This is a genomic window from Ancylobacter sp. Lp-2, assembly GCF_020523795.1.
Lineage (GTDB): Bacteria > Pseudomonadota > Alphaproteobacteria > Rhizobiales > Xanthobacteraceae > Ancylobacter.
Genome location: NZ_JAJALI010000010.1, coordinates 30,912 through 56,476, shown reverse-complemented (window position 1 = coordinate 56,476; position 25,565 = coordinate 30,912). Strand labels below are relative to the sequence as shown.

Annotated in this window: 26 protein-coding genes and 1 tRNA gene; 17 read left to right on the top strand and 10 right to left on the bottom strand. The window is 62.8% G+C overall.

Annotated features, from left to right (window positions below; all coding sequences use genetic code 11):
* The first annotated feature begins 104 nt into the window (after nt 1-104).
* The 4 genes from LGR54_RS20805 (at nt 105) to LGR54_RS20790 (ending at nt 3,971) form a co-directional block, all read left to right on the top strand.
* Nucleotides 105-180 (top strand) — tRNA-Ile (locus tag LGR54_RS20805).
* A gap of 101 nt (nt 181-281) precedes the next feature.
* Complete coding sequence (locus LGR54_RS26115) at nt 282-2,003, top strand: site-specific integrase (protein WP_230363884.1); 1,722 nt, start codon at nt 282-284, stop codon at nt 2,001-2,003.
* A gap of 304 nt (nt 2,004-2,307) precedes the next feature.
* Nucleotides 2,308-3,099 carry a HipA family kinase gene (locus LGR54_RS26110; RefSeq protein ID WP_370638250.1) on the top strand — a complete coding sequence of 264 codons (792 nt, stop codon included), beginning with the start codon at nt 2,308-2,310 and terminating at the stop codon, nt 3,097-3,099.
* Nucleotides 3,096-3,971 carry a DUF3037 domain-containing protein gene (locus LGR54_RS20790; protein ID WP_230363882.1) on the top strand — a complete coding sequence of 292 codons (876 nt, stop codon included), beginning with the start codon at nt 3,096-3,098 and terminating at the stop codon, nt 3,969-3,971. The genes LGR54_RS26110 and LGR54_RS20790 overlap by 4 nt, the downstream gene beginning before the upstream one ends.
* A 124-nt stretch (nt 3,972-4,095) precedes the next feature.
* On the opposite strand, the gene LGR54_RS20785 is transcribed toward LGR54_RS20790, so the two are convergent.
* The 8 genes from LGR54_RS20785 to LGR54_RS20750 all read right to left on the bottom strand — a co-directional run bounded on the left by LGR54_RS20785 (nt 4,096) and on the right by LGR54_RS20750 (nt 13,639).
* Complete coding sequence (locus LGR54_RS20785; protein WP_230363881.1) at nt 4,096-4,656, bottom strand: recombinase family protein; 561 nt, start codon at nt 4,654-4,656, stop codon at nt 4,096-4,098.
* 303 nt (nt 4,657-4,959) lie between these two features.
* Nucleotides 4,960-8,421 (bottom strand): DNA methyltransferase, encoded by a 3,462-nt coding sequence (locus tag LGR54_RS20780; protein WP_230363880.1) that lies wholly within the window; start codon nt 8,419-8,421, stop codon nt 4,960-4,962.
* A gap of 190 nt (nt 8,422-8,611) precedes the next feature.
* Entirely contained in the window at nt 8,612-9,958 is a 1,347-nt protein-coding gene (locus LGR54_RS20775) for a hypothetical protein (protein WP_230363879.1), read from the bottom strand.
* A gap of 39 nt (nt 9,959-9,997) precedes the next feature.
* A complete protein-coding gene (locus LGR54_RS20770; RefSeq protein ID WP_230363878.1) occupies nt 9,998-10,711 on the bottom strand; it encodes a hypothetical protein in 714 nt (237 codons plus the stop codon).
* Nucleotides 10,712-11,494 carry a terminase large subunit domain-containing protein gene (locus LGR54_RS20765; protein WP_230363877.1) on the bottom strand — a complete coding sequence of 261 codons (783 nt, stop codon included), beginning with the start codon at nt 11,492-11,494 and terminating at the stop codon, nt 10,712-10,714.
* A 750-nt stretch (nt 11,495-12,244) separates the two neighbouring features.
* Nucleotides 12,245-12,724, bottom strand: coding sequence for a hypothetical protein (locus LGR54_RS20760; RefSeq protein ID WP_230363876.1), 480 nt, complete (start codon nt 12,722-12,724; stop codon nt 12,245-12,247).
* Between the two features lie 139 nt (nt 12,725-12,863).
* Nucleotides 12,864-13,412: a hypothetical protein gene (locus LGR54_RS20755; protein ID WP_230363875.1), complete on the bottom strand. Its 549-nt coding sequence runs from the start codon at nt 13,410-13,412 to the stop codon at nt 12,864-12,866.
* A gap of 11 nt (nt 13,413-13,423) precedes the next feature.
* On the bottom strand, nt 13,424-13,639 hold the full coding sequence (locus tag LGR54_RS20750) for a ribbon-helix-helix domain-containing protein (RefSeq protein WP_230363874.1): 216 nt from the start codon (nt 13,637-13,639) through the stop codon (nt 13,424-13,426).
* 478 nt (nt 13,640-14,117) lie between these two features.
* On the opposite strand from LGR54_RS20750, the gene LGR54_RS20745 reads away from it, so the two are divergent.
* The 8 genes from LGR54_RS20745 (at nt 14,118) to LGR54_RS20710 (ending at nt 19,703) form a co-directional block, all read left to right on the top strand.
* Nucleotides 14,118-15,335 (top strand): integrase arm-type DNA-binding domain-containing protein, encoded by a 1,218-nt coding sequence (locus tag LGR54_RS20745; protein ID WP_230363873.1) that lies wholly within the window; start codon nt 14,118-14,120, stop codon nt 15,333-15,335.
* A complete protein-coding gene (locus LGR54_RS20740; protein WP_230363872.1) occupies nt 15,325-16,041 on the top strand; it encodes a hypothetical protein in 717 nt (238 codons plus the stop codon). The genes LGR54_RS20745 and LGR54_RS20740 overlap by 11 nt, the downstream gene beginning before the upstream one ends.
* Before the next feature lie 90 nt (nt 16,042-16,131).
* Nucleotides 16,132-16,341 (top strand): helix-turn-helix domain-containing protein, encoded by a 210-nt coding sequence (locus LGR54_RS20735; protein ID WP_230363871.1) that lies wholly within the window; start codon nt 16,132-16,134, stop codon nt 16,339-16,341.
* Nucleotides 16,342-16,351: 10 nt separating this feature from the next.
* Complete coding sequence (locus tag LGR54_RS20730; RefSeq protein WP_230363870.1) at nt 16,352-16,783, top strand: hypothetical protein; 432 nt, start codon at nt 16,352-16,354, stop codon at nt 16,781-16,783.
* Entirely contained in the window at nt 16,780-17,211 is a 432-nt protein-coding gene (locus LGR54_RS20725; RefSeq protein WP_230363869.1) for a hypothetical protein, read from the top strand. The genes LGR54_RS20730 and LGR54_RS20725 overlap by 4 nt, the downstream gene beginning before the upstream one ends.
* Nucleotides 17,208-17,789 carry a hypothetical protein gene (locus LGR54_RS20720; protein ID WP_230363868.1) on the top strand — a complete coding sequence of 194 codons (582 nt, stop codon included), beginning with the start codon at nt 17,208-17,210 and terminating at the stop codon, nt 17,787-17,789. Before LGR54_RS20725 ends, LGR54_RS20720 begins: the two co-directional genes overlap by 4 nt.
* 23 nt (nt 17,790-17,812) lie before the next feature.
* Nucleotides 17,813-18,970 (top strand): AAA family ATPase, encoded by a 1,158-nt coding sequence (locus tag LGR54_RS20715; protein WP_230363867.1) that lies wholly within the window; start codon nt 17,813-17,815, stop codon nt 18,968-18,970.
* Between the two features lie 235 nt (nt 18,971-19,205).
* Nucleotides 19,206-19,703, top strand: a complete 498-nt coding sequence (locus LGR54_RS20710) for a hypothetical protein (protein ID WP_230363866.1) — start codon at nt 19,206-19,208, stop codon at nt 19,701-19,703.
* A gap of 11 nt (nt 19,704-19,714) precedes the next feature.
* Here the strand turns inward: LGR54_RS20710 and LGR54_RS20705 are convergent, their stop codons facing one another.
* Both LGR54_RS20705 and LGR54_RS20700 read right to left on the bottom strand, forming a co-directional pair.
* Nucleotides 19,715-20,356 (bottom strand): recombinase family protein, encoded by a 642-nt coding sequence (locus LGR54_RS20705; RefSeq protein WP_230363865.1) that lies wholly within the window; start codon nt 20,354-20,356, stop codon nt 19,715-19,717.
* 441 nt (nt 20,357-20,797) lie between these two features.
* Nucleotides 20,798-21,871: an alanine racemase gene (locus tag LGR54_RS20700; RefSeq protein WP_230363864.1), complete on the bottom strand. Its 1,074-nt coding sequence runs from the start codon at nt 21,869-21,871 to the stop codon at nt 20,798-20,800.
* Nucleotides 21,872-22,047: 176 nt separating this feature from the next.
* Here LGR54_RS20700 and LGR54_RS20695 point away from each other — a divergent pair, with 176 nt between their 5' ends.
* The 5 genes from LGR54_RS20695 to LGR54_RS20675 all read left to right on the top strand — a co-directional run bounded on the left by LGR54_RS20695 (nt 22,048) and on the right by LGR54_RS20675 (nt 25,527).
* Entirely contained in the window at nt 22,048-22,893 is an 846-nt protein-coding gene (locus LGR54_RS20695) for a transporter substrate-binding domain-containing protein (RefSeq protein WP_230363863.1), read from the top strand.
* A 96-nt stretch (nt 22,894-22,989) separates the two neighbouring features.
* Nucleotides 22,990-23,652: an amino acid ABC transporter permease gene (locus tag LGR54_RS20690; RefSeq protein WP_230363862.1), complete on the top strand. Its 663-nt coding sequence runs from the start codon at nt 22,990-22,992 to the stop codon at nt 23,650-23,652.
* 7 nt (nt 23,653-23,659) lie between these two features.
* Nucleotides 23,660-24,340 carry an amino acid ABC transporter permease gene (locus tag LGR54_RS20685; RefSeq protein ID WP_230363993.1) on the top strand — a complete coding sequence of 227 codons (681 nt, stop codon included), beginning with the start codon at nt 23,660-23,662 and terminating at the stop codon, nt 24,338-24,340.
* 12 nt (nt 24,341-24,352) lie between these two features.
* The gene (locus LGR54_RS20680; protein ID WP_230363861.1) at nt 24,353-25,123 is read left to right on the top strand and encodes an amino acid ABC transporter ATP-binding protein; all 771 of its coding nucleotides are present in this window, start codon (nt 24,353-24,355) and stop codon (nt 25,121-25,123) included.
* Between the two features lie 14 nt (nt 25,124-25,137).
* Nucleotides 25,138-25,527 carry a RidA family protein gene (locus tag LGR54_RS20675; RefSeq protein WP_230363860.1) on the top strand — a complete coding sequence of 130 codons (390 nt, stop codon included), beginning with the start codon at nt 25,138-25,140 and terminating at the stop codon, nt 25,525-25,527.
* Nucleotides 25,528-25,565 lie beyond the last annotated feature (38 nt).

The following is a 25,565-nucleotide window of genomic DNA, read 5'->3' as shown; positions in this document are numbered from 1 at the left end:
GCGGTGGACGGCGCTCGCCGGCGCGATACCCAAGTGTTGGCGTCGCGATGGGTATTTGCTAGCGTTCGCGCGCTTCCGCCGGAGCGGCCCTCGCCCTCTGCGGCGGGCCTGTAGCTCAATGGTTAGAGCCGGCCGCTCATAACGGTCTGGTTGCAGGTTCGAGTCCTGCCGGGCCCACCATCCACAACCTAAGTGGTTGATCGGTGAGAAAGTCTCAGAAAATCAAAGACCTAGAACGGGTGACTGCTACACAAACTCGCTACACAAGAGGAGCGAAAGAGGTGGTACAGGTCTCCGGTCTGGTCCGCAGAGGGTCGGCTTACACGTACCGGCGGCGGGTGCCGGATGAGTTGCGAGTCGTCATCGGTCGGCGCGAGCTGTGGATATCTCTCGACACAACGGAGTACCGGAAAGCGGTGGTCGAGGCGCGCAAGGCGGGGGCGACGGTCGATAACCTGTTCGCGGAGGCGCGCCGGGCGCTGGCGACCGGCTCCGCTTTCGAGATGCCGAAGAAGCTCGGCCCGACCGAAGGCGAAATGAAAGCGGCGGTCGCCGTCGAGCTATGGCAGGACCAGCGCGCCGCCTCTGTCATGCCACCCGTGCCCCAGGGCGTCGAGGCGGAGGACTGGATCGACGCACTGGAAACCACGATCGCGGCATATCGAGCGAGCGACGACAATGCCCGCGCCGCGTTGTTCGCCCGCACCGTGGCGATCATCCGCGACCACAAGCTTAACATCGCCGTGCCGGAGCCGATCAAGGGCGCCAACGGGCTCCCGCTCGCCGGGCAGTCGTTCACGCTCTCGCCGGAATTTCTCCACCTTCAAGAGTTGGTCCGCCGTAGCGAGGTCGAGGGCCGGATGCGCGCTCTCGATCGTGTAGACGGCGGGCACGGGGATAAGGCGCATGATCCCGTGTTCGCGGGCGTGGCATCGTTCGCCCCTCCCCCTGCGCAGGGCCTGCAGGGAACCACGCTCGGCGAGGCGATCAAGCGTTTCGAGAACGACCCGACGCGGTCACACCTGACTGAGAGCGCCGGGATGAAGTTTGTGCTCATGTTCCGCGCCCTGAAAGAGGTGGTCGGCGAGGCGCGGCCTGTCGCCTCGATTACGCGGCCGGATTGTGCTGCGACACAGGAACTCCTCGCCGGCCTTCCTCCCAATTTCGGAAAGATGAAAAAATATGCCCGGCTGAAGACGCTCAAGGCGGTGGCGGAGCAAGCGGCGAAGGATGGCGCCACGCGCATGGCGGTCGGCACGCTCCGGGTCTACACGCACACTTTGTCGAGCTTCTTTAACTGGTGCATCACGAAGGGCATCGTCACCGCTAATCCCGCCGTGCGCATGGCGCCGGCCAAGAGTGCTAGCGAGCAAGGCCGGAGGCCATTCAGCGTCGAGGAATTGAGTACGATTTTCCGCGCTCTCCCCGCTTGGAGCGGTGGCAAGGGCGGGCGCTATTGGGTGCCGCTGATCGGGCTATTTTCTGGCATGCGCCTCGGCGAGATCGTGACCTTGAAAGTCGCCGACGTGGCGGAGAAGGACGGGGTGAAGTGTTTCGTCCTGCGGCGTGAGGTTGATCGACGCCTGAAGACGCCGGGCGCCGAACGTGTGGTACCCGTTCATCCTGAGTTGATCCGGCTCGGCATCCTGCGGCACGCCGAGGCCATGAAGGCGAAGGGGGCCGAGGGTCTGTTTCCCGATCTACCCGGCGAGGGCCAGGACCAGATTGCGGACGTGTTCCAAAAGCGGTTTGCATATTGGTCGAAGACGACACTCGGGGTGAACGCGCCGGGCACCTCGTTTCATTCGTTCAGGCATGGGTTCCGAGATGCCTTGCGCGAGGCGGGCTCGCCCATTGACGCTACGCGGGCGCTGGGCGGCTGGGCGAGGTCAGGCGGCGTCGAGGAGAGGTACGGACAGGGCACGCGTCCGAAGACGCTCGCCGAGGTCATGGCGCGGGTCAAATTCGAGGGCGTTGACCTTTCGCACCTGAAGCCGATCTAGGCGCAACCGGCTGCACAGACGGCAACGGGGAGATGGCCCAATCCGTGCAACCGGTTGCAATCCTATCCCCCGTCTCTACAGACGGTGGTGTTCTAATTCACGGTACTGGGCTCCGCCTCGCCGACGCCTTGGCGAAGGTTACCTATAAAGGCGTCAAACTGTCACCCACCTGACGTTGCAATGCGATTGCTCAACCGTTCGCCCAGAGCGTATCAATTATAGACTTTCCCGAGTCGGATGTTTCTGTCGGTGGGCGGACTAACCGAAGCGGAAGTATTGAGTTAATCGATAACGGGCCATAAACGTGTTAAAGCGCGCCTGTCCAATACAGTATGATAAAGCTGCTACGCAGGGGCGTACAAATCCCCTATTCGTAACTTGTGAGCTTAGCGATGGTTCCATTATTGAAGTAGTGGTAAAATTTTCTGGTTGCTGCGACCAGGGAAACATCAACCTCGCAAGAGAGGTTATCGCTTGTTGTCTTGCTGGGGATCTCGGCCTCCCTGTTCCTGAGCCTTATTTGGTGGAGGTGTCTGGGGAGTGGGCGGCTACCGTACCGGATGAGGCCCGACGCGCCCAAATTGACGCCAGTTCCGATGTGGCCTTCGGATCACGCGTCATGACGGGTCAATTCGCCACTTGGAGCTCGGGAAACCTCGTTTCGGACTTAATGCTGCCTGCCGCAGCTGGCATATTCGTTTTCGACGCGATCACGCAGAACCCCGACCGGAGAGCTGCTAATCCGAACTGCCTTGTCCGAGGGGACGAACTGCGCATCATTGATCATGAGCTAACGTTCTCTCATGAGCTTGTGCTGGGATGGAAACCGCCTTGGATGCAGGATGGCCTTAAGCACCTCGAAAGTCCCGGTTATCATATTTTTAGGGAGCGGCTGCGAGGCCGCGTCATAGACTACGGGTTGATACGGGATGCTTGGCAAGGCTTGTCGGATGCCAAGGTGGCAGACTATGAGGCTGCGCTCCCAACGGAGTGGCCGGATGTCGGCCACTCGGCGGCGAGCGCGATGAAACTGATCAGAGACGCGCGAGACAACATTGACGCGGTCTTGGAGGAAGTGAAGCGGGTGCTATCATGATCGATAAGGTGGCATACAGCTACACGCTGCTAAGGTACGTCCATGACGTGCTAACGGGTGAGTTTGTCAACGTTGGGGTCGTTCTGTTCGTGCCCGCGACGGGCCAACTCTGCTTCAAGATGCGCACTACGATCGGCCGCTTGAAGGGAGCATTTCCCGACATTGACAGGGTAGCGTTCGTGTCGTCGATGAAGGCGGTGCGGCGAGGGCTGGACCACATGGCCAGTCGAGAGAAGGACGCTGGTCTCTTTCGAACAAAGGGGGATGCTGCAGCTGTCGCGCGACAGGCTTTGCCTCCTGACGATAGTTCCCTCCAATGGTCGCCGTGCGGCACAGGTTTGACCGGCTCTCCCGAAGAAACGTTAGAACGTTTGTTTCAGAGATTTGTCACGCGCTACGACGCTCATACTCGTCACCGAAAGACTGATGAAGATGTGTGGCGTCCAGTGCGTCAGCAGCTTGAAGAAAGAAACATTGCTCAATGCCTTCAGGAAAAATCAATCCAAGGAGGGCTCGACGAGATTGTTTTCAAGCATGCTTGGAAGAATGGTCAGTGGCATGTTTACGAGCCGCTGTCTTTCGACTTGGCGGATGCTGATGGGATCAAAGGGAAGGCGCGGGAATGGCTGGGACATCTATCTGCGGTGGTCGCAGGTGGCAAGGCCGAGCATTTCAAGCCGCACTTTATTGTGGGTGCACCGACAAATCCCACCTTAGCCCCGGCGTATCGGACCGCCATTGCAATACTTGAGAAGGCACCGAATAACCCAGAAATTTATGAAGAAAATCAATTAGATAAACTAGTCGCGCAAATCGAAGATGAAATGCGTGACCACGAGCGCGAGGTGAGCAGGCCGACTGTTCGTCACTGAAACTTGTTCGGCAAGTGAATGGAGGTTAGCTCACGTAAAGGTGAGACCGAACTCGTTTAGGGTTTTGACTTACCGAAGGCCCCCGCTTTTTCCACGCCAGATGAAGTGCGTCGGCCGTCCTGGATCACGCGACGTCGCCCTTCATGATGCGGTGGACAGAGGTGCGGCCGATGCCGAGCCGCTTGGAGATTTCGACGGGGCCGATGCCCTCGGCCAACAGGGCGCGCACTTCATCCGCCCGATTGCGGGCGCTAGGGGTGCGGCCCTTGTACCTCCCCTCAATCTGAGCCTTCGCGATGCCTTCGCGCTGGCGTTCCAGCATCAGCTCGCGCTCGAATTGGGCGACGGACCCCAAGACGTTGAGCATGAGCTTGCCGGTGGGTGTCGAGGTGTCGAGTTGCATCGCCAGAATGCGGAGGGCGGCGCCTTTCGCCTCGATACGGTCGATGATCGCGACCAGATCGCGAACAGAGCGGGCGAGGCGGTCGAGCTTGCTGACGACAAGCGTGTCCCCGTCCCTGAGATAGTCGAGTGCGGCGTCAAGCTGGTCGCGGTGGGCGACAGAGGAAACACGCTCTGAGAACACCTTTTTGCAACCAGTTGCACTGAGGTCGCGAAGCTGGGCGTCCAGACCCGCTTCCTGTTCTAAGGTGGAGGTGCGGGCGTAGCCGATCAGGAGCGACATGGCGGGGTGTTCCGATCAATCTGTTCCATTGAAGTCTTAGACATCGTATGAGGCGCGTTCCAAAATGTCAAATTGACTTTATTGGAACATGCATCGGCAGGGTGATGTTCCAGGACGGAGTGTTCCGCTGGGGCTTGGTCTATTGGAACCGGAGAGCGGTGGACCATCGAGGCGCCACGAAGGCAGCATGGTGCAACCAGTTGGACCATCTTTCGAGGCTAGCCGCTCTGGCAAGACGCATTTACCTTCACTGCGTCGGGATCAACATTGCAGGTGAATGCCGCGATAAAGCTCGCACATCGTTCAGGCTACCCGCCGCAGCATAAAGCTCTGTCCATCGCGGCTGCTGGCGAAGCCCATGCGGGCGAGGGAGGCGAGCGTGGCCAGCACCTGCGGTTCCGCTCGCTTACCTTGGCGGAAGCCGGCGGCAATAGACGCAGCACTCACTAGGCCGGAGGCGTTGGCGAGCGCTGCCATGATGGCTGCGGTGCGTTCTACTTCGCCCGCCGGGAACGGCGGCTTCTGCTCCTTGGCGGCCTCGACCACGAGCGCCATGTTGCCCTGCTCCTCGGTGGGCTTTACGGTGGCGATAATGCCGGCGCGGGCCTTCTGGTAGTCCGGCCGCAGCCAGCGGATCAGGCCACGCGCCTCCTCCTCGGCCCTTTCCTTGTTGAGCGCCACCAGACGGGCGATGATATCCTCGTCGGAGAGGCCGCGCGGCCAGCCATAGGCGTCGAACACCAGCGCGTCGATTTTGCCGTGTAGTTCCTTGAGGATCAGCACCAGCCCTTCGTCGCCAATGCGGATATCCTCCTTGTCTAGCGGCGCACTGGCCTTCAGCTTTTCCAGCACATTGTACATCTGGGTCAGGGTGAGGCGCGGATGTTCCGTCTGTCGGGCCTTGCGGAAGGCATCGAGTTCCTCGGCAACGGCGCGGATTTCGGCCTTCAGCGGCTCGGACGCGTCGGGAAAGGGGAAGGGGTCGAAGCAACTTGCCTTGATAAATCGAGGACGGTCTTCAAGCGTACTTCCAGCGCTCATCGTCCACCTTACGCATACGGCCGACGACATTACCCCTAATATAAAAGCGTCCTCGATAGCAATACTCATCAGTGCATCATCCGGAACGACATTTGTATCCAGGAATTGATATACTCGGTGCTTAGTCGTTACAGGGGTAACAATGTATCTTCTCAATTCTCGTAGAGCTGAACGAAGTTCTTGCCTCGGCTTCCCGAAAATCCACCAGCGGCGTAGATACTCCTCCGAGTCAGCCGTGCGAACCCTTTGTAACTGCGCTTGTCGGTCAACTTTGACCGTTGCCATGAGATGCTGGTAAATTCGAGGGACTCGACGTCTTGCTTCTTCCTCATCCAACCCAAAGAGATCAATAACTTTCACACCTCTGCGAGTTCCAACTATGTCTCTTCCGTTTCTGTATTCTTTCAAATAATTTATATCTACAACCGCATTAAGCCCCAATTGATCAATCAACTCTTCATGTACAATGAATCCATCTCCGTGCAATTTAACTCCCGGAGAGCACACGAACTTATTAGATTTCAAGGCAGAGACCGATGTTAGGTCGACTCCTACGGTCAAATCTGTGTTTATATCTCCGTTGTGATCGGTCAGCTCAATCGCAGGTGCGTCGGTATTCAAGCTGTCTTCCCGCACGACCTCCCGCAGCACGCCGCCTTGCTTCCCGGCTGCCGCCACGGTCATGGCGATGCGCACCGCCGCTGCATCCTTCGTCACCTTGGTCCATGGGTGGTCCGGTATCGCCATCAGCAGGGAAATCGGCTTCTTTGCCTTCATCCGTGCCTCCATGACGCGGCGGGAAAATTCCTGCGTAATCGAGTTGGTGGTAACGAAGCCGAAGCGCCGCAGCTTCGTCCCCCGCCGGGTCAGCAGGTCGGCCGCCCGGTCCCACCAGTACATCACGAAGTCGGCGCTCTCGTTCATGTGCGGGTGCGCCGCCCACAGCGCCTTGGCGTAGCCGTCGCCAAGATATCCCCGCATGAATTTGGCTCCGATGAAGGGCGGATTGCCCACAATGTACTCGGCTTCCGGCCATTGCGGCAGGCGCGGGTTGCGGAAGCTCAGCACCGGCACCCGGCGGCCTTCGGCATCCGTCTGCATCACCGGCTGGCCTGACGCGTCCACTGCCGGCTCGCTCCCGTCGTGCAGCAGCACCGCGTCCATCGCTTTGATGGTCTTGAAGTCGCGGAGAATAGGCTCTGTCGGCTGGCCGCCCTGCGTGCGGAAGAACCATTGCAAGAAACCGATCCACACCACCAGTTCAGCAATGGCGGCGGCGTGCGGGTTCAACTCCATGCCGAGGAACTGGTGCGGGTCGATGGTATGGCGGTCAAGGCCAAGCGCCTCCTGGCCTCCGAGGTCCGCCACCGCCTCCAGCACCTCGCCTTCCAGCCGCTTCATCAGTTCCAGCGATACATAGAGGAAGTTGCCGGTGCCGCAGGCGGGATCCAGCACGCGCACGGTACAGAGCTGCGCATGGAACTTCGTGACCTCCGCCAAGGCCGCAGCAGGATTTCCCTCGCTGCTCAAACGTTCTGCCGTCGCCCGCACGAGGTCCCATTCCGCCCGCAGTGGCTCAATAACAGTGGCAATCACCAGCCGCTCGACGTAGGCGCGTGGGGTGTAGTGCGCCCCGAGTTTACGCCTCTCTGACGGGTCCAACGCCTGCTCCAGCAGCGTGCCGAAGATAGCCGGCTCGACCTCTCGCCAGTTTGCTTTCGCGGCCTCGAACAGTTCGCCAATCTCTTCGCGCGGCAGCGGCAACACCGTGCGGTCCTTGAATAGGTAGCCGTTGAAGCGCTTTACCTTGGCCTCGATTGCGAAGGCGAAGGCACCGGTGTCCATCGCCTCCCAGAGCTGTCCGACCAGTTGCGGCAACAACTCCGGGCTAGTCCGGCAGCGGTCGAGCACGCGCTTGAAGCTCTCCTTCGGGATCAGCTCCACATCTTCCGCAAACATCGTGAACAGGCAGCGCATGAGGAAGGAGGCGATGGCCTCGCGCTTGTAGAGTGGCTTGCCGTCCGTCCCACGCTGCTCTTCAAGGAACTTAGACACCTTGGCAAGTCGCTCGGCTATGTCACGCGTGACTTTGGCGGCACGCTTCGTCGGGTCGAGGTTATGCGGGTCGGTCCAGACCTTCTTCAGCCGCTCGCGCACCTCCTGCGAGCGAAGGTCCTGCAGGAAGACGCGGAAGCCCTGCCGGTCCGGGAACTGTGCGTAGTTCTTCCCCTGCCCGGAGAAGTCCGCATAGAGCTCGAAGCAGTTGCCGACATCGCAGACGATCAGGAAGGGAGGCCAACCCTCCGCAGCCGGCAGGGCTTTCGCATAGTCCTCTGCCTGACGGCGGGCGTTCATCATAAGAACATCCCACCGACGGCTCACGCGCCGTCCCTGAGGCGCCTCTTCGACGGAGAACAACGCCTGCTGCTCGCCACCAGCAGGAGCTTTCGGACCCTCGCCCTGACGGCTCTGCTTGGCCTCCAGCACGAAACAGCCGCGCTTATAGAGGTCGATGCGCCCCTTCGCCGTAGAGCCATCCGGCTCCCGGAACGTGACAGCCCGCTCAAAGACATAGGCATTCAGTTCGCTCGAATGCCCAGCCGGCTCCGGCGGATCAACGCCGATCAGCTGGCATAACTCGGCAAGGAATAAGGCATAGTTCGCCCGTTCCTGACCACCTTCGCGTACGGTCCAGCGGGAGATAAAATGCTCAACGTCAACCATGTGCGCCTGAAAAGTCGGGAGTTTATTTTCGAACGTAGCTTTTCATCACAGCACCATCAATGCGGCGGCCCGTCACCAGGAGGCGGAAGTCTCTGTAAAATCCGCATTAGCCATCCAAACGGCTGGGCAGTCATCGGGTACGAGGGCGTTCGAAATTGCAGAAGCGCAGTGCAACCGGTTGCAATATCCCTCAGTTGATCAACGGTCTGACCGCATCCCGCCGATCGAGCAGCCTGTCGAACATCGCGGAATACGCCGGAGTGAGCACATACCGCGCTGCCGCCCGATTGCGGGCATGGATTGGGACCAGTACGCCGGTACGGCGGAGTGCGCGGCAGACCGATGCCGGCGCGAAGCCATCGACAGTGGTTTCGGTCAGGGCGCGATGATTGGCGAGAAGCGACAGGATGAGGCGCCGATTTTGCTCGGGGACGGCGGCATTGAGCTTCGACATAAAATCACAAACGTCAGCGGCGTCGGCCTGAAGGGCATGAAGGTTCATGATGGCGGTCCAGACACGGTGAAGGCGGTTGGCTGCGTCGCGTGACAGCGCACGCAAGGTGGCGGCGACCCCAGCCCCCATGGGGCGCCCGTTGCGGCCCGCAAACTGTGCTATGCGGTCGTGGTGGGTGATTTCCACGCGGATACGGTCGCTGGTCTTTGCGTAGAACTTGAGGTCAGCATCGTCAGTGAGCGGCATCTTAATCCACTGAGCGTTGGCCTCGCCTCCGATATCCGCCCGCTGCGACAGACGCGCGGCCCCATCAGACATCTTCACCGACTGGCATAAGGCGCCGATAGTCGACACTGCATCCGGGACCGAGAGCTCCCAATAGGTCTCCGCCTGGGCGACCGAAAGGGTCATCTCTAGTTCGGCGCCGATATGGGGCGGGGCCAGGGTCTCAATGAGGGCATTGCTCAATTGGTCGAAGTGCGCCGCCAAGACAGCATCCCATTGGGCCTCCCGGCGGGTGAAGGTCGTACCGCCGAGTTGTGCCAGCGTTGTGAGAACGTTGTCGCTGGCGTCCAGGGTCATCGCGCGAAGGGCAGCGGCAGCTGACACGTTCACACGGAAGGCGTCGAGCGGACCACGTTCATGGATAGCGGTGACAGACGGATCCGGCTGATGAGCGAGGAAGCGGGTCGGGTTCACGTCGAGATCAAGCGCGATATCAAAGAAGCCAGCTGATTGTCGCCATCTCACAATCCCGCCTCCGGCGATTAGCCACAGCGGATTGGCTTTGGTTCCGCGCACCCGCAATTTGAATTGGGCGGCGCCAGCCTGGGGGGCGCTGGTCACAAAGAGCCCAGCATGGTCCGGCGGGGCAATCTCTCCAATATAGTCCTCCCAGAGCTCAGGTTGGGAGAGGTGGACCCGTGCTGCGACGCGGACCTTCACCCGGTCATGGCGTGCATCGTATGCTGGAAACAGAACATCGGCCGGATGTGCGGTGTCGAGATGTCTCAGACCCGTGCGGGAGCGATAGCGAATGGCAGGTACCGCCGTCATCGTGGTGGTATGGTTCTGTGTGGTCATTATGTGTTTCTCTATAGAAGCACGGTGAGGCGGGACGGATCAGCGGGCAGCGCGTTCGGCCATCCACACGGCGAGGGCCAAGGCCATGACCAAATCGTCGTGCGCGCCTTCGCGGGCGGCATAGGTCTCATTGCCGGCGGGCGTGATCTTGGCGCGCATGTCCGCCAACTCCTGCCGAAGATCGTCGGCATGTTCGATGTTGGGCGCGATGGTGAGAGTTTCGGCCTGCAACGCCAAGAGGACCGCGCTGACGAGGTCGCGCTTTGGTACGCGAAACCGTCGTCGGGCGCCTGTCGCCTTCGCCCCAGCCGTTATGGTGACGGATATCGGGTCTAGGTCAGCCGCGCGGAGAAGGTCAAAGACGGGCCTCCCGACCCCTGTTCCGTCGATGATGAGCTTCGCGCCTGCAAGCTCGGGACGGCTCATGAGATCAGCGACAGAAGCAACAATGTCGGGGTACGGGCGCCCCCTCGTCCTTGCTAGGAAGGGCACGATAAGGCCGCTCTCTGTGCGCCGGACGATGGCAATTGCCGTGTAATCGTTGCTCTGCGCAAGGTCCAGCCCAACGAAGAAATCCCGCTCGGAGACGGGCGAAGCGGGGCGCAACATCATCCGGCCTGTTGCCTTATCGCGATACATCCGACCTTGCGGGCGGGGAGAATTAGTCCTGTGGCGGTCGGCCGGGTCAAACACGTAGACCACCGCGCGGGAGTGGTGCGGATCATTGGGCGTGCGAACGATCTTGATTGGCATCTAAGCGACCCTTTCAGCGGGCGCGCGCCATGTGAAGGGACGCGAGAACAGCGGCTCCACAGGGCTTTCGAAGGCGCGGAGGAGGAGATCGGAGCCGAAATACTGCTCGTCCACGTCGACGAACTCACACAGATATTCGCGCCGGAAGTCGCGGTCAGGCTTGGTCGCGCGTTCGACGGCAAGGAACTCGGCTGGGATGCGAGACGACATTTCCGCAGTCACACGGGTCCGTGCCCATGCCGCCCCGCCGTTCGCCCATTGTTCATAGAAAAATCCGGCTTTGCCGTTCGGCGAAGACAACAGTATCAACCTGCCGCCTCCGGCCAGCATCGGACTTACAGCGGCAAACAGTTCGTCGTCGGCAAAGGCGGCCTCGTCAACGATCACCAGCCGGGGCGCGGAAAAACCACGAACGGTGACAGCATTGCCCGACAAGCTGATGATGCGGGAGCCATTCGGCAATTCGATGCGACGCGCGCTCTGGGCATCTAGCTCGGGCGTCTCCGCCTCGTGATAGAAACTATTGATTTTCCGAAAAATTTCAAAGGATTGCTGCATACTGGGGGCCAACGTCAGCACGAGGCTATTGGGATGGTAGATCGCAACATGACTCGCCAAGGCGGCCGTGACGGTCGATTTTCCTACCTGCCGCGCGCAGAGCAATAGGTATCTTGGTGCGGTAGAGCGCAGAAATTCAACCTGCCAAGGGTCCGGCTGGAGCCCTGCGGAGGTCATCAAGCGGGTGGGGTCAATCGCGTCGGAAAGATCGCCAGCTAAGCTCATGGGGCACCCGCCATTTCCGCCAGCGCAGCAATCACAGCGTCCCTCGCCTCGGGATGGGGACCCAACGCGGCAACAATGGCGGCGCGCACCGCAAGCCATTCCTGCGAGGTAGCGAGCGGCAGGGCGGCGCCAGCGGGCGACTGGACGGGCATGAGTCTGGCGAGCCGGTCGAGAACTGCGGTGGCGGTGCGATTGGCTTCCAGAGCCAACTTTGAGTCACCGGAGGCGGCGGCATGTCGCAAAATGGAGATTGCGCTATCGCGAAGTTCGCAGGCCAGGGCGTACGGGTCTAACGGCACTCCAACGGCAGGCTCAGGGGCCGGCGCGGGCGTTGCGGTGGGAGCGGTCGGGGCGGCGGGGATGCTCTCCGACGCTTCGGGCGTAGATGGCGGCACATCGTCAACCTGGAGAAGGCGCGTGAATGCGGCGGGGCGAAAGGCACGGTTCGGTGAAACCGGTTGCAAATCTGAGACGTGAGCCAGGGCAGCAGCGTGCGCGTGGGCGTGGGCATGTAGCTGGGCGGTGAGGTGCCGTTGAGCGTGGCGATGAACAGCCGCTGGCGTCAACTCGAACTGCGCAGCGATGGCGCGAACAGGCGTGCCGGCAACCAGCGCCGCGTCAATCGCAGGTCGTTGGATATGGATGCAGCAGGCACAGGGGCGGGCCATAGCGGTCGTTCTCTCTCTAATGCCCCTCCCCGTCGGCCCCGAATGACGGGAGGGGGCTAGGCTCGTCTCGTTTCGTGTCTCGTTACGCGGCGGCGGGCGTCTCGTTTTCCGCCTCGATCAGGTGCTTTGCGATGGCGAGAAAGCCGATGGTCGCCGCCTGCAATGCCAACTCCCGAGCCGCGACGTTGCTGAAGTGCTGATCCAGGGCGGACGGCGCCAACTCGCCGCCACCCGCTCCGGTAACCGCTTCCGCTGCGACGTCTACTTCCGCCATGATCCGACGGGCGAATTTCTGCCCATGCGGGAGGGCGCGCTTGATCATCTCACCGATGAGAAAATTCGTTTCCCAATCCTGGAAAACGGTCTGCTGGTGGCCATCGCGGCGGAGCGACCACACCAGCAACGCGATGAGATTACGGCAGTAGGGCAACTCAAGCACGGCATTCGCATTCAGGTGCCGATAGGCGTCTTCCGCGTCATTTATGCGAGCAATGGCAGCAACCAAAACGGCCGGATGGTTAAGCGGATTGCCGTCATCATCGTCGTCGAGGGTGCCGGTCATAACCGTGCTCCTGAGAGGTGCGTTGACAGGGGATATGAGGGAAGGGCTGGGGGCGGGGCGCCGAACTGGAGAAAGGGCGTCCCGCCCGCTTCACGGCGCCCGTGAGCACGGAGGCGCCGCAAAAGATAGTTGAGCGGCCTCAGATGCTCGGGGCAGGACGGAAACCCCTGTTGCCGCTGAAATCGTCGAAGAAGCGGAGCAGGTCACGCCGTTCCAATTCGTCGCGCGCAGCCTGGGCGGCGCTCTCGGGGATGCCGAGCGCATGGGCGATGTCAGTGGCGGGAAGGCTGATCAACTGGGCGCCCCGATGGGCGTCATCGGTTCTCAGAACCAGATCGAACAGACGCAACGCGTCCGGCGGCAGGATATCGGCCTTGGCGCGAGCCGCGGAATGCAAGCCTTTAGCGTCCAGCGCTTCGGCCTTGCGGGCCATGGTGGGCGTGCCGGAAATCTGGTCGAGCATTGCGCCGCCCATCATGGATTGCCGGCCGTTACTGGAGCGCACAACGTGTTCCGGGTCAGACTTGCTCGCCTCGCCCGGCAGAGGGCGAAATGCGTTCAGCGCGGCATCGCGGGCTTGAGCCTTGCGAACTTCCTCGCGATAGGCGGCTTCAGCGGGACCGATGTAGCCGGAACGGCTGTCGGCATCGGACTTACGGGCGGCGGGGACACCAAGCGCCACAGACACGGCAAGCTCCTTCAAACGTCCTGGGGATGGGCAGTCGTCGCCCGGTCGAAGTTATTACAACCGGTTGCAACGTTTTTCTGAATATCGAAGAAGATGCAGAGCGCCGACCTGACGAGCTTGGAGCGGTTCACGCGCTGGCCGTCGCGCTTCAGGCGATCAACTTCTAAGTCAATCCTCTCCACCAATTCTGGTGACAAGGACAATCCTACGCATTTGGCTACACGCATTGCTTCCTCCGGTTCAAAATTCATAACCGAAGGCGAATACAGATGCAAGTTAAGTCATTGAAATATCTTGTACATGCGGGGGTGTACGACTGTTCGTCAACTCGAACGGGACGACATTCGGCATGGTTGCGGGTTCGTGTCCTCTATGTGGACTCGAACGGGAGGCAGGTTGCGCCCTGGCGAGGCCTGATTTAGGCTCTGTCTCGCATAACTCTGCTACACAAACGAGCCCCGCAGTCGTCCGTAAATGTCTGATTTAAATGAGAAATTAGCACTAAAGGCCGTTTCCTGCCGGGCCCACCATTTTACCGTCCGCTAGCGTCCGCCGAGATGCGCACAAGGACGATAAGCCACTGATAATTCACGACCCATCTTCTTACTGGCATTCGCTGACGTCCGCCGCAGTGTGTTGGCATCCACAAAATCTGTTGGTACATGTGATGGCATCGGATCCCATAGTCCAACAGATACCAACAATATGCCCCTGACCGATACCGCCGTCCGGAACGCCAAGGGCAAGGAGAAGCCCTACAAGCTGTCGGACGGCGGGGGGCTCTACATCCTCGTCAACCAGGACGGCTCCCGCTATTGGCGCATCGCCTATCGATTCGCCGGCAAGCAGAAGACGTTGGCGCTCGGCACCTATCCCGCGGTCACGCTCGCAGATGCGCGCGCTCGGCGAGAGGAGGCTAAGCGTCTCCTGGCGGCAGGAACCGACCCGAGCGAAAAGCGACGTGCCGACAAGCAAGCGGCCGCCGTCGCGGCTAAGCGCTCCCTGGAGCCAATTGCTCGCGAGTGGTTCGAGACCAAGCTGCCCGGGTGGGTTCCCTCGTACTCGGAGCGGCTGATGAGTCGTCTCGAGGCCGACATTTTCCCCAAGCTTGGCCACCGGCCGATCTCGGAGATCGAGCCACCCGACATCCTGGAAGTCATCCGCGCGGTCGAGAAACGCGGAGCGATCGAGCTCGCGAAGCGCGAGATGCAGGTGGTCGGGCAGATATTTCGCTATGCGATTGCGACTGGAAGAGCCAAGCGAGATCCGACCCAAGACCTCAGAGGCGCTCTGAAATCACCGGGCCGGCAAAAGCACCACCGCGCGCTCCCGCGTGAAGAGCTTCCGCAGTTCCTCGCAGCCCTCGCTGCCTACGATGGCGAACCGACGACTCGCCTCGCCCTCCAGCTGATGGTTCTGACATTCGTCCGAACGACCGAGTTGCGTGCAGCCACTTGGGCTGAGTTCGAAGGATTAGACGGTGCCGAGCCCCTGTGGCGTATCCCGCCGGCCCGCATGAAGATGCGGTTCGAGCATCTCGTGCCGTTGGCGCCGCAGGCCGTTCGCGTTTTGACTGAGCTGCGTCCTTTGGCGGGCCGTAGTCGCCTTGTGTTTCCCTCCCCCACGAAGGAGGGCTTCATGTCGAACAACACCATGCTGTTCGCGATGTACCGCATAGGTTACCACGGCCGGGCGACGGTCCACGGCTTTCGGGGTGTCGCATCCACATGGTTGAACGAATCTGGATACTCACCGGACTGGATCGAGCGACAGCTCGCTCACGATGAGCGGAATGAGGTACGCGGCGCATACAACTCCGCCCAGTATCTCGCCGGCCGCCGGGAGATGATGGAGGCTTGGGCAAATCACTTGGACGCCCTTCGCAATGTGACCAGCATCGAGGGCTCGTCGGGTGCACCCTGAGCGGCAAGCCGCCTTTGCAGCATTGGCACCCGGCAGCGTTCCAGCACCGTGGATGTGGCCAGAACTGCTCGCTCACCCGTCACTCGCAGCACCATGGCCATACACGGCGGAGCAGATTGACGCGATCGGCGATCACTTCCCTGACAATAGCCGAGCCGCAAGGCAGCTGCAGATTGGCCACCTGGCTCGGCAGTATCTTGCCAAGGAATACGCGCGACGTCGGCTGCCGAAGAAGCCGAATCCTGCTGCTGAGACCGACGCAGTCCGCATGGGCGTCGAGCACCTTGTGATGGTCCTCGAAAATCTGTCGCCGGACGCGTTCGACCTCTTAAGTCTGCCCCTGTCAGGCGCGTCCGGCGCCGATGGATCACCATCCTCGCTCTACCGATCGCTCATGGCGTTTCGTTATGCGAGCCTGGCGTTTCACGACGCTCCGGCGCTCTCCAATCTCAAACAGGCACTGCAATCTCCACCGAGCAAAACGACTCGCCGCGGTCGGCCACCGAACTTGCTCCGTGATGGCTTTCTAGGCGCGCTCCGAGGCTTGTTCGACGCAACTCACCCGACCGCGCAACACAAACAGGGATTTCCTGCGCTGCGAAAGATTGCGCTGGAGCCCCTGCGGCTCCCACCCGTTAGCCCGAAAGCTCTCGAGAAGGCCCATACAAGCGAGAAACGCCGAAAAAAATCGACCAAAAACGGCTGATTTGTTTCGGGCGAAATCCAGCGCCCAACTGTGCAGTCTCCTCCCATGCAACCGAGCAAGTCCGCTCGTGTCCGCTTCCGGAGGACAGAAATGCCGACGATTCACACCGGAGAACATCCCGTCGCCTTCGACGTCATGGGTGCGGCCCGCATCCTGAGCGTCGGCCGTTCGACTGTGTTCGAAGAAATCCGAGCTGGCCGATTGGAAGCTCGAAAGATCGGTCGCCGCACCCTAATCACCCGCGCGGCAATCGAGGCGTGGCTCGCGGCCCTCCCCGTTCGCAGCGCGACCGCGGCTTGAGGTAATGGCCATGAGCGCCCTCGTCGAGCCGCGCCTCGTGATCGAGGTGGACGACATACTCGTCCGCTACTTCGACGCCCCGAGCGGCGAGGATTGGCCGTATCTCGGCCTGAACGACATCCTCGCCCTTACCCGATCGAACGACCCTGAAGGCACCAGGCGGGACGTCGAAAACGACAACGACTCCGGCGCGGCCTATTCCGCCACCGCGGATGGACTGGTGGTCGTAGTTCCCCGTGCGGTCGCCTATGGCCTGATCGGCGCCGCGATCAAGGTGGGCCTAGTGCACGCCTCTGTCTTCGACGTCGTCGAGGAAGGCGTCATTCTAGCCGCTAACCTGCAGCTCGCCGATCTCACCGAAGCAGAGAAGCTAGCCTGGACGGAGCGGGTCCATGCGCGCAACGGCGGCTTGGCGACGCCCACGCGGGGGCTGCCGCAATGAAACGTGCCCGTGTCGATCCCATCTTCATCGGCGAGGTCAATGACGTCGCCGTCCGCTTCTTCGGTCCGCCGGACCGGCGCCCATCTTTCGCATGGGCGGCCGTCGCGGATGTGCTGCTGGCCGCTCGATATCCCGAACCTTCGAACCCGTCATTTCTGGTCGAGTTGCTCCGCGACGCTAGTGGTGATGCCGCGCGTATCGGCACGCCAGACGGCACGGAAATGGTCGTGGCTTTCTGGCTCGCCAAGGCTTTCTTCGACGGCGCAGCCCTGATCGGTGCCATCGACAAGGGGGTGGCGCGCGCTTTCACTCGACAGGCGGCGATCGCGACAAGCAGGCTGATTGATCCGCGCAACGACGCGCCGGAGCGCTATCTCATTCAGGCGCGCGCGCGGCACGACGCCACCATGACGCGGTTCATGCCATGAGCAACGTCATTCCGCTCCATGCTGAGAACTTCACCCTCGCCGAGGCGGCATGGCTTCCCCTGCCGATCCCATTCCGAGAAGAGCTGGCGCTCCTGCGTGCCGATGGAGCAACCGAGTTTGCCTTGCGCGAGGTGAAGGCGTTCGACGTGAACTTCTTCCTCCGAAATTTCTTTGAGCTCGCCAAGCACCCCGGCGACGGCGAGCGCGCCTTCATTGTACCGATCCACGACGCGCGCGAAGCGATCATCGACCTTGCTGCCTGGCCGATCAACGCTCCCCATCGCCTGGCGCGACGTGATGGCCGCGGCGCGCTGCTTGGCGAAGGATTGATCGAAAATCCGGCCTCGTTTTATGGCGGAGAGCCGCTCCAGATTTACCGCACAGCGACGCGCTGGCTGGCGAACGATTGCCGCGGCGTGGTCGTCATCGATTGGCCGGGCGCAGCTCTGAGGCTCGCCGACGCGCCAGCCATCGCCGGCGAAGATGTAGAACACGCTTTCCAACTCGCGCGAGGGCTTGATCCACACGTCGAGAAGTCACGGATCTTCGCGCCGCGGCCGCAGCGAGGCGTAGCCTGATGCGCGCGTCGGAGATGGTCCCCGTGTCGGAACTCGAACGCGAGGACGCCGCGGCGGCGCGCAGGCCTGCCGACGGCAGCTGGCCCGATGACCAACCGGCCGCCCCTCTGTTGGAGATGCTCGATGCGTCCGTGTTCGCGGGGCAACCGGTTCCCGATCGGCCGTGGCATGTCGACGATCTCATCCCGGCCGGCACGGTCACCGGATTGTCGGGCGATGGCGCGACGGGGAAGTCAACCATTGCTCTACAGCTCGGCGTGGTCACCGTCGCCGGCGGCTATTGGCTGGGGCGTTCGACCGCCCGAGGCGCCTGCGTCTACCTCACCGCCGAAGACGATGTGGACGAGGTCCACCGCCGCCTCGATGCGATCACGCGCGGCATGGAGGTCGAGCTCGCCGACCTTGCCGACCTCAAGATCGTGCCGCTGGCGCATCGGGATGCCCTGCTGGCCTCAGCCGAGCCGCGCACCGGCATCCTCCGGCCGACGCCGCTTTTTGCGGCGCTCGATCAGCGGATCGCGGAAGTCGGTCCCGCACTACTTATCCTAGATACGAAAGCGGACCTGTTCGGCGGCGACGAGAACAACCGAGCGCAAGCCCGGCAATTCGTCGGCATGTTGCGCGCCCAAGCAATCCGACACCACACTACGACACTGCTGCTCGACCATCCGTCCCTTGGCGGCCTCGCCAGCGGCACAGGCACCAGCGGCTCCACCGCCTGGAACAACAGCCTCAGGTCCCGGCTCTATTTCGAGCGGGTGAAGGACGAGACCGGCAAGGAACCGGACGTCGATGCGCGCGTGCTGCGCTTGATGAAAACGAACTACTCGCGCAGCGGCGACGAGATCAAGGTCCGATGGGACGGGGGCATCTTCAAGGTGCCGACCACCAGTTCGGGCAACATGTTCACCCGGCATGCAGCCGAGGAGGCCGCCGATCAGGTGTTTCTCGACATGCTGGCGGCCTACGAGGTCGAGGGCCGAAACGTTGGTCCTGCCGGCCCGACTTACGCCCCCACCGTGTTCTCGAAAGATGTGCGCTCCAATGCCCTCGGGAGGCGCGGCCTCGCCGACGCGATGAACCGGCTCTTCGCGGCCGGTCGCATCTGCGTCGAGGAGGTCGGACCTCCTTCGCACCGCCGGAAACGCATCGTGGTGAGTGGACGGAGGGGCGCCGAATGACCTTCCAATCCCCCGATCGGGCTTCCAACCCCCCTTCCAATCGATTTCCAATCCCCTTCCACCCCCCTTCCAATCAGCGGAAAAGCCTTCCAATCCCCTTCCAACCCCCTGTGTTCCAATCCCCCTACTACCCTATAGGCGCGTACGCCCCCTCTGGGGCGGGACGCTCGCGCCATCAGAAGGGTGTCGTTCAAGCCGGGATCGGAACGCTCAACCGAGACAGCGGGAGCGCGTCGTGAGCAGCACGGAGATCGACAAGGTCGCGCACAAGGGGCGCCGTCCTCCGGCAAAAAAGCCCCGCATCTCGCGCAAGATGCATCAGGCGCTTGAGGCGTATATCACCGGGACCGCAAAGACGCAGGTTGAAGCAGCAGCAAAGGCTGGCATCAGCTCTGAGCACTTCTGCCGCGCATTGAAGACGGATCATATTCAGGCGTTTGTCGTGCGACGGACCGGCGAACTTCTCGGCGGACTGCTTCCGAAAGCTTATCGGGCGCTGGATATGGTGCTCGAGGGGGAAAACAAGGCGGCTGCGCTCCAAGGCGCGTTGGTGCTGTTCAAGCAGTACGGCCTGATCACGCCGGATAGCCCGGAGGTGAGCGTGACGGTCAACCAGCCGGGGTATGTGATCGACCTGTCGGGCAGCGACGGCCGCACGGCGCGGATCATCGACGGCACGGCGATCGAGCTGCCGGCCGACGGGGCGGACGGTGACGATGGAGATCCGCAGTGACGGCGGCGGCGTCAGGCGGCCAGGCGCTTGCGGGTCCTCTGCACCTGTATCGGGTGCCACTGGCCACCCGTCGGCGTGGGGATCCCGCGCCGGTTCAGTTCGGCAGCGGCAGCGCGGGTGGACAGGTCCGCAAGCTCGGCGAACACCGGCACGAGGTGCTGTGCGCGCTCGGTGGCCTCGGCCTTATGGCGGACGGCCAGCACCTCGGCACCGTGCCTTCCCAGCTTGGTGCCGCGGGCCCTGGCAGCAGCAAGAGCGACCCGTGTGCGCTCGGCAATCTGCTCGCGCTCGTGCTGGGCGACGGCGGCGAGGATGTGGATCGTCAGGCGGTTTGCATGCGGGTTGTCGGTCGCGACGAACTCGACGCCCGAATCCATCAGCGCGGCGATGAAAGACAGGTTGCGGGACAGTCGGTCGAGCTTCGCGATGACCTGCTTGGCCTTGCGCTTGCGGCAGAGGGCGAGTGCTTTCGCCAGCTCCGGCCGATCGTTGTCCTTCCCGCTCTCGGTCTCGATGAACTGACCGGCGAGCTTCCACGCGCCTCCGTTGAGATAGTCGCTCACCGCCTTCTGCTGCGCCTCCAGCCCGAGACCAGAGCGGCCCTGCCGATCAGTGCTGACGCGAAAATAAGCGACGAACGTTCCTTCGGTCATGGAAGCCTCCACGCGAATGCTTGTGTTGAACAAGCGTACCTTGGCTCGGCTGAACCAAGCTCGCGAACTCTGCGCGCCGAACCCGCGTCCCAGCGCATCCGGCGACGGCTCGTGGATGTGCGGCCAGTGGTCCCTGGTGACGGCCAGCTGACTGTTCGAGCCGTAGGTACAGTGCACGCCCTTCAACGGCGGCCACAGCTTCACCGCGTAGTCGGTGAGATAGGCGAGTTGCCCTGCTCCTCGACATGCGACATCGGCCCGCGCCCGCCCATCAGCAGTCGGCCCTGCGCGTCGATGCGGCAATCGACGGTGATGCGGCCGTTCTCATAGACCGAGGGCCGCCCCGGCGTGATGCAATTCCCCGCTGCGCCCCGCTCTGCGGCGAGGTGGCGGCGAGAGCGCTGTAGACCGGGACGATGGTCCGGCGGTCGTCCCCCGCTATCAAACGATGCACCCGCGCGCGGCGACCGGCCAGGGCGTGAGCGTGCCGGCGTCCAGCACATGCACCGTGTCGACCATGTTGGTCACCACGCAGGCATGATTGGGCACGATGCGCAGTTGGTCCCCCACCGCGAGGCCGATCGGCCCAGCGCTCACCAACCGGCCATGCTCCTCGGAGAGCTGGTCGATGGCGATGTCCGGCCGTCCCAGCACATGGCCATAACCGCTGAGGCCGAGCAGGTCGGAGGTGAGGGTCTTGGATCCGGCATCGATGATGGCGCGGTCCTGGGCGGGGACGGAGACGACGGTCGCGAGCACGGTGAGGGCACAGTCGTCCCATCCGCACACGCCGCGCTCCACCAGCGAGCGATCATTATAGACATAGGTGCCCGGCCGATATTCGGTGGTCACCGGCGCCTCGGCCGCCTGCATCATCGAGGGCGTGCCGCCGGAGGTGACGACCGGAACCGCGATCCCCGCGGCCTCGATCCGCGCTTTCGCCTCGCGCATGAACGCTTCCACCGCTGCGGCGGCGCCGACCGGCGGATAGGTCATCAGCCCGCCGAAGACGAGGCCGGGTGCGGCGGCGATCGCCCGGGCAAGCGCGGCGGCGGCCTCGGGGCTGGCGACGCCGCAGCGATGGGCGCCGGTGTCGCATTCCACCAGCACGGCGAGCGGCACGGGCGCGGCGGCAAAGGTCGCCGACAGGCCGGCAACGACCGCCTCGCTGTCGGCCACCACGGAGAGCCTCGCCCGCCGAGCCAGCGCGGCGAGATGGGAGAGCTTGTTGGCTCCGACGATGTTGTAGGTGATGAGCACGTCGCGGATCGCCGGCTCGCCCGCCAGCATCGCTTCCGCCTCCGAGAGCTTCTGGCAGGTGATGCCGACCGCGCCGGCCTCGAGCTGCATGCGGGCCAGGGCCGGCAGCTTATGGGTCTTGATGTGCGGGCGGACCTTGAGCCCATGCGCATCGGCATAGGACTGGAAGCGGGCGATATTGGCGCGCGCCACCGCCAGATCGACGAGTACTGCCGGCGTACTCGGAAGGATGGCGGGATCGGGGAACGGGCTCATGAACATCCTCATCATCTGGTCGTACCGGCGGTGACGCGCGCCGCCGGCGCCGCGTCATTTCATCTTGACAAGCTATGGGACGGGCGCATCATGGCGTCAATCCAATAAAATGGATGCATGTCTACTATATCGGACAAAATAAGCGACACAAACAGACGCAACACAGGGGAACTGGCATGCGCGCGTCCTTCCGCGCCGGCGTCATCGCGCTGGCTTCATCTCTTCTTCTCTCCGGCGCGGCGCTCGCGCAGGACGCCGGCAGCACGCTCGACAAGGTGCTGGCCCGCGGCAACCTGATCGTCGGCACGGGTTCGACCAACGCGCCTTGGCACTTCAAGAGCGCCGACGACACGCTGCAGGGCTTCGACGTCGATATGGGCCACATCATCGCAAAGGCCCTGTTCAACGACCCGAGCAAGGTCGAGTACGTCAACCAGTCTTCGGACGCCCGCATCCCCAACATCACCACCGGCAAGGTCGACATCACCTGCCAGTTCATGACGGTGACGGGGGCCCGCGCCCAGCAGGTGGCGTTCACCATTCCTTATTACCGCGAGGGCGTCGGCCTCATGCTGAAGGCAGGCGGCCCCTACAAGGATTTCGCGGCGCTGAAGGCGGCCGGCTCCAAGGTCACCGTCGCCGTGCTGCAGAACGTCTATGCCGAAGCGATGGTCCATGCCGCGCTGCCGGAGGCGAAGGTCGACCAGTATGACAGCCAGGACCTCGTCTATCAGGCGCTGAACTCCGGCCGCTCCGATGCGGTGGCCACCGACCAGTCCTCCATTGCCTGGTTCATGACGCAGAATGCCGGCCGCTATGTCGATGCTGGCTATGGCTGGAGCCCGCAGACCTATGCCTGCGCGGTGAAGCGCGGCGACCAGGACTGGCTGAACTTCGTCAACACCGCCCTGCACGAGGCGATGACCGGCGTCGAGTTCGACACCTATGCCAAGTCCTACAAGACCTGGTTCGGCAAGGACCTGCCGCCGCCGCAGATCGGCTTCCCGGTCGAGTTCAAGTGATCCGGCGCGCCGGCTGAGGCCGGTGCGGCGACGCGACCGATGATCTTCGGGCGCGCGGCGTTCCCCGCGCGCCCGTCCTTCCAACGGGACTCCGTCATGGGCTACACGCTCAATTTCTCCGCGGTCTGGCGCAGCTTCGACCTGCTGCTCGGCGGCCTGCTGCTCAGCCTCGAGCTGGCGGCGGCGGCGCTCGCGATCGGCGCGGTGATCGGCCTGGCCGTCGCCTTCGCGCTGGCGGGCGGACCGACACCACTGCGCCGCGCGGCGGGCGCCTATGTCACGCTGATCCGCAACCTGCCGATCCTCGTGCTGATCCTGTTCACCTATTTCGCGCTGCCGCAGCTCGGCGTGCGCATCGACAAGATCCAGAGCTTCGTGCTGACGCTGGCGATCTATTCGGGCGCCTATCTCGCCGAGGTGTTCCGCGCCGGGCTTCTGTCGGTGCCGCGCGGGGTGAAGGAGGCGGGGCTCGCCATCGGGCTGACCCCGATGCAGATCCGCACCTCGCTGATCCTGCCGCTGATGCTGCGCAACGTGCTGCCCTCGCTGTCCTCAACGCTGATCTCGCTGTTCAAGGACACCTCGCTCGCCGCGGCCATCGCGGTGCCCGAGCTCACCTTCGAGGCGCGCAAGATCAATGTGGAGAGCTTCCGCGTCATCGAGGTGTGGATGGTTACCTCCGCGCTCTACGTCGCCACCTGCGCCGTGCTCGCCGCGCTGATGCGCGCCCTCGAGCGCCGCCTCGCCATTCCGAAGTGAGGCGATGATGGATCCAAACTTCCTCAACGACCTCGCTCTCTTCGCCAACGAGATCTGGATCGCCCGCTACGCCCTGCTCAAGGGGCTCGGCGTCACCCTCTCCATCTCGGCGCTCGCCATCCTGGCGGGTTCGGTGCTCGGCATCGGCGTGGCGCTCGGCCTCGTATACGGCCCGCGCGTCCTGCGGGCGGTGATCCGCGTCTATGTCGACATCGTGCGCGGCACGCCGGTGCTCGTGCTGGTGCTGGCGAGCTATTACATCTTCTCCACCGTCGGGCTTGATCTCGGGCCCTTCCAGGCCGGGGTGCTGGCGCTCGCGGTGTTCTGCTCTTCCCATATCGGCGAGATCGTGCGCGGCGCGCTGCAGGCGATCCCGCCCGGACAGGCCGAGGCGGCCAAGGCGATCGGCCTCACCTTCGGCCAGACCTTTTCAAGCGTGCTGTGGCCGCAGGCGCTACGCCAGATCCTGCCGACCTGGGTGAACACCGCCGCCGAGATGGTGAAGGCCTCCACCTTGCTTTCGGTGATCGGCGTCGCGGAACTGTTGCTGCGCACGCAGGAGATCATCTCCCGCAACTTCCTGAGCCTGCAATTCTATTTCCTCGCGGGCTTCCTCTACTTCCTCATCAATTTCGGCATCGAGCGGCTTGGCAAATATGTCGAGCGCAAGACCGCCGTCCCGTCCTGAAGGCGCGCGCCGATGAACAAGCCGCTTCTCGAAATCAAGGGTCTGCGCAAGTGGTACGGCGCCGTCGAGGTGCTCAAGGGGGTCGATTGCACCATGGCCCAGGGGGAGGTGATCTCGATCATCGGCTCCTCCGGCTCGGGCAAGACCACCATGCTCCGCTGCATCAACATGCTGGAGGAGTTTCAGGACGGGCAGATCCTGCTCGACGGCGAGGCCATCGGCTATGAGGAGCACCCGTCCGGCCGCCGCCGCAAGAGCGAGAAGGAGGTCGCCCGCCAGCGCGCGCTCACCGGGATGGCGTTCCAGCAGTTCAACCTGTTCCCGCATATGAGCGCCGCGCAGAATGTGATGCTCGGGCTCGTCAAGGTGAAGAAGATGGGCCGCGACGAGGCCCGCACCCTGGCCGAGCAGTGGCTGGGGCGTGTGGGGCTGGCTGCACGGGCCGATCACTATCCCGGCCAGCTCTCCGGCGGCCAGCAGCAGCGTGTCGCCATCGCCCGCGCCATCGCGATGAATCCCAAGCTGATGCTGTTCGACGAGGTGACCTCGGCGCTCGATCCCGAGCTCGTCGGTGAGGTGCTCCAGGTCATCAAGGGCCTCGCGGCCGAGGGCATGAGCATGCTGCTCGTCACCCATGAGATGCGCTTCGCCTACGAGGTCTCCAGCCGCGTCATCTTTATGAACAAGGGCGTGATCGGCGAAGAGGGCGACCCGAAGGAGATGTTCGTGCGGCCGCGCACCGAACGGCTCGCCGAATTCCTCAAGACCTCCAGTTTCCAGTAGCAGAGCAGGTACGCATGACCATCATACGATACGGCGCCGGCGAGACCGGCGCGGGCGGCCAGAAGCTGCCCTTCGCCCGAGCCACCCAGGTCAATGGCTGGCTCTATGTCTCCGGCCAGGTGGCCATGGAGAAGGGCGAGATCGTTCGCGGAGGCATCGTCTCCGAGAGCCGCAAGGCCATCGAGAACATGATCGCCATCCTTCACGAAGCCGGCTACGGGATCGAGGACATCGTGCGCTGCGGCGTGTGGCTCGATGACCCGCGCGACTTCTGGAGCTTCAACGGCGTCTATGCCGAGTATTTCTCGGAGAATCCCCCGGCCCGCGCTTGCGTGCAGTCCCGCATGATGGTCGATTGCAAGGTGGAGATCGATTGCGTCGCCTTCCGCGCCGACAAGATGTGACGTCCGCCGCCGTCCCGTCCGATCGGGCGGGGCGGCGC